The sequence below is a fragment of the Macromonas nakdongensis genome, assembly GCF_002837145.1.
GTDB classification, from domain to species: domain Bacteria; phylum Pseudomonadota; class Gammaproteobacteria; order Burkholderiales; family Burkholderiaceae_C; genus Macromonas_B; species Macromonas_B nakdongensis.
In genome coordinates this window covers 1-3,069 of the sequence record NZ_NWMV01000171.1, presented here as the reverse complement: position 1 = coordinate 3,069, position 3,069 = coordinate 1, and the positions used below count along the sequence as shown (strand labels likewise).

The window sequence follows — 3,069 nt, the reverse complement described above, 5'->3', positions numbered from 1 at the left end:
GCCCCACACCGCCCCGGCCGCGTTCGACACACCGCCGCGCCCCTGGGGCCACACCACTCAGCAAACCGGCCTGCCCCTGCACAACCCGACGGCCTGGCCAACGCGCGACGGCCACTGGCCCGCCCCACCCCGCCGGCAGGACGTGGCCACCGCCGTGCACGAAGCCGCTGCGCTCTGGTCGCCCCCCGGCCCCTTGGGCACGGCGGCACCCGCTGAGCCTGCGGCCGCCGCCAGCGACCCCACCTGGCCCCTGGGCAAAGCCCTGGCGCAGCTGCAAGGCATCTACATCCTCGCGGAAAACGCCCAGGGCCTGGTGCTGGTGGACATGCACGCCGCGCACGAGCGCATCGTCTACGAGCGCCTGAAACAGCAACTGGACGGCGGCGCTGGCCAGGCCCTGCAGAGCCAGCCCCTGCTGATCCCCGCCACCTTCGCCGCCACACCCGCTGAGGTGGCCGCGGCCGAAGCCCACCCCGAGGCGCTGCAGCAGCTCGGGCTGGACATCACCCCCTTCTCACCGCAGACCCTGGCCGTGCGCGCCGTGCCGGCCACCCTGGCCCAGGGCAACGCGGTCGAATTGGCACGTGGCGTGCTGGCCGAACTGGAACAGCACGGCGGCGCCGACGTGGTCTGGCGCGCCCGCAACGAACTGCTGGCCACCATGGCCTGCCACGGCGCGGTGCGTGCCAACCGGCGTCTGACGCTGGAAGAAATGAACGCCCTGCTGCGCCAGATGGAAGCCACCGAACGCAGCGACCAGTGCAACCACGGCCGCCCGACCTGGCGTCAGCTCACCCTGAAGGACCTGGACGCGCTGTTCCTGCGCGGGCGCTGACCACCCCACCGCCCCTGCCGCCGGCCTCGGCGCGTCCGACACGACCCCGAGCGGGCCAGGGACTGACACCCACCGGACCGCCCCCTGCGCCACCATCTGCTAACCTCGCCCGAATGCCGACCGAAAGCCGTCCCTCCATGTCCAGCGGCACCACCGTGCTGATGCTGGCACTGCTGCTGGGCATCCAACCGATTGCCACCGACCTCTACCTGCCCGCTCTGCCGGCCATGACCGCCGGTTTTGCCGCGCCCATGCACCAGGCGCAGCTCACCCTGTCCGCCCTGCTGCTGGCGTTTGGCGTCTCGCAGCTGGTGTGGGGGCCCCTGTCCGACCGCTTCGGCCGCCGCCCGGTCCTGCTCTGGGGCGTGTCGGCGTTCACGCTGGCCTCGATCGGCTGCGTCTTCGCCCAGAGCATGGAACAGCTCGTGGTCTGGCGCTGCGTCCAGGGTGGGGCCATGGGCGCCGCCGTGATGTGCGCCCGCGCCATCGTGCGCGACCTGTACGCCCCGGCCGAAGGGGCGCGGATGATGTCCAAGGGCCTCACCGGCCTGGGGGTGCTGGCCTGCCTGAGCGCCCCGCTGGGCGGGCTGCTGTCGGAATGGTTCGGCTGGCGCACCACCCTGAGCGCCCTGGCCGTGTTTGGCGGCGCCACCCTCACCGTGGTGGCCTGGCGTTTCCACGAAACCCTGCCCAAGCGCAACCCGCGCGCCCTGGAACCGCGCGAGATGCTGCGCATCTGGCACGGCATCGTGCGCCACCCCACCTACTGGACCTTCACCCTGCTGGCCGCCGCGTCCTACTGCGGGCTGTATACCTTCCTCGCCACCTCGTCCTTCGTCTTCATCAACGTGCTCGGGCTGGGCAAGACGCAGTACGGCCTGCTGATGCTGTCGATGTCGCTGTGCTACATCACCGGCACCGTGCTCTGCCGCCGCCTGATTCCCCGCCTGGGCGTGCGCCGCACCGTGGCCATTGCCGCCGGCTTCACCCTGGCGGGCGGCAGCACCCTGGGGGTGCTGGCCTGGCTGGGCTGGCAGAACACCTGGGCCATCATGCTGCCCTACTACCTGTTCATCATGGCGCATGGGGTGCACCAGCCCTGCGGCCAAAGCGGCGCGGTCTCGCCCTTCCCGCAAGCGGCCGGCGCCGCCTCGGCCCTGAGCGGTTTCAGCATGATGGTCGCGGCCTTCCTGATGGGCACCTGGCTCGGCGGCAGCCTGACGCCAGAAGCTGGCGTGCTGCCGCTGACCAACGGCCTGTGGTTCTGGAGCGTGGTCATCGCCGCCGTGGCCTGGACCCTGGCGCAGCGCTATGGCGAGGCGCACACGCCGCCCCAGCCCGTCGTCCGCCCCGCCGCCCCATGAACGCACCCCTGTCCTGGCTGGCCATCGCCGGCCCCACCGCCTCCGGCAAAACCGCCCTGGCCCTGGCCTTGGCGCAAGAGCGGCCGGTGGAAATTGTCAGCGTCGACTCGGCCCTGGTCTACCGGGGCATGGACATCGGCACCGCCAAGCCCACCCCGCAGGAACGGGCCGCCGTGCCCCACCACCTGCTCGACATCCGCGACCCGAGCGAGGCCTACAGCGCCGCCGATTTCGCCCGCGACGCGCAGCGGCTGGTCGCGGAAATCCGGCAGCGCGGGGCCCTGCCCCTGCTGGTGGGTGGCACCATGCTGTACTTCAAGGCGCTGTTCGAAGGCCTGGACGACATGCCCGCGGCGCAACCCGCGCTGCGCGCCGCGCTGGAAGCCGAAGCCCAGGCCCAGGGCTGGCCGGCCTTGCACGCCGAACTGGCCCAGGTGGACCCCAGCACGGCGGCCCGCCTGTCCCCCAACGACGGCCAGCGCATCGGTCGCGCCCTGGAGATCTACCGCGCCACCGGCCAGCCCCTGTCCAGCTTCCACCACCGGCGCGACCCCGCGCCCGGCCAGCCGCCGCAGATCGCCGGCCAGACCGGCGCCCTGCTGTCGCTGGAGCCCACCGAGCGCGGCTGGCTGCACGCGCGCATCGCCCAGCGCTTCGACGCCATGCTGACCGACGGGCTGGTGGCTGAAGTGCAAGCCCTGCGCGCGCGCGGCGACCTGGGCCCCGAGCTGCCGGCCATGCGCTGCGTCGGCTACCGCCAGGCCTGGGAAGCCCTGGACCACGCCAGCTCCGACAGCCGCACCGCCCCTAACGCCGCCGAGCTGCGGCAGCTGCGCGACACCGGCATTTTTGCCACCCGACCACTCGCCA

3 protein-coding genes are annotated in these 3,069 nt (G+C 72.5%); all 3 read left to right on the top strand.

From position 1 onward, the window contains the following. Positions 1 to 835 (top strand): DNA mismatch repair MutL family protein (locus CON77_RS14920; protein WP_500778843.1); only part of this gene is annotated, 835 nt, incomplete at its 5' end. Between the two features lie 113 nt (positions 836 to 948). After that, positions 949 to 2,199 (top strand): multidrug effflux MFS transporter, encoded by a 1,251-nt coding sequence (locus CON77_RS14915; protein WP_101050390.1) that lies wholly within the window; start codon positions 949 to 951, stop codon positions 2,197 to 2,199. Next, positions 2,196 to 3,069, top strand: an 874-nt coding sequence (gene miaA, locus CON77_RS14910; RefSeq protein WP_101050388.1) for a tRNA (adenosine(37)-N6)-dimethylallyltransferase MiaA, incomplete at its 3' end; no start/stop codon positions are given. The genes CON77_RS14915 and miaA, both read left to right, overlap by 4 nt.

Excerpts from the sequence above, each read along its gene's own strand:
- CON77_RS14915 (WP_101050390.1), top strand. The coding sequence starts at position 949 with ATGCCGACCGAAAGCCGTCCCTCCATGTCCAGCGGCACCACCGTGCTG.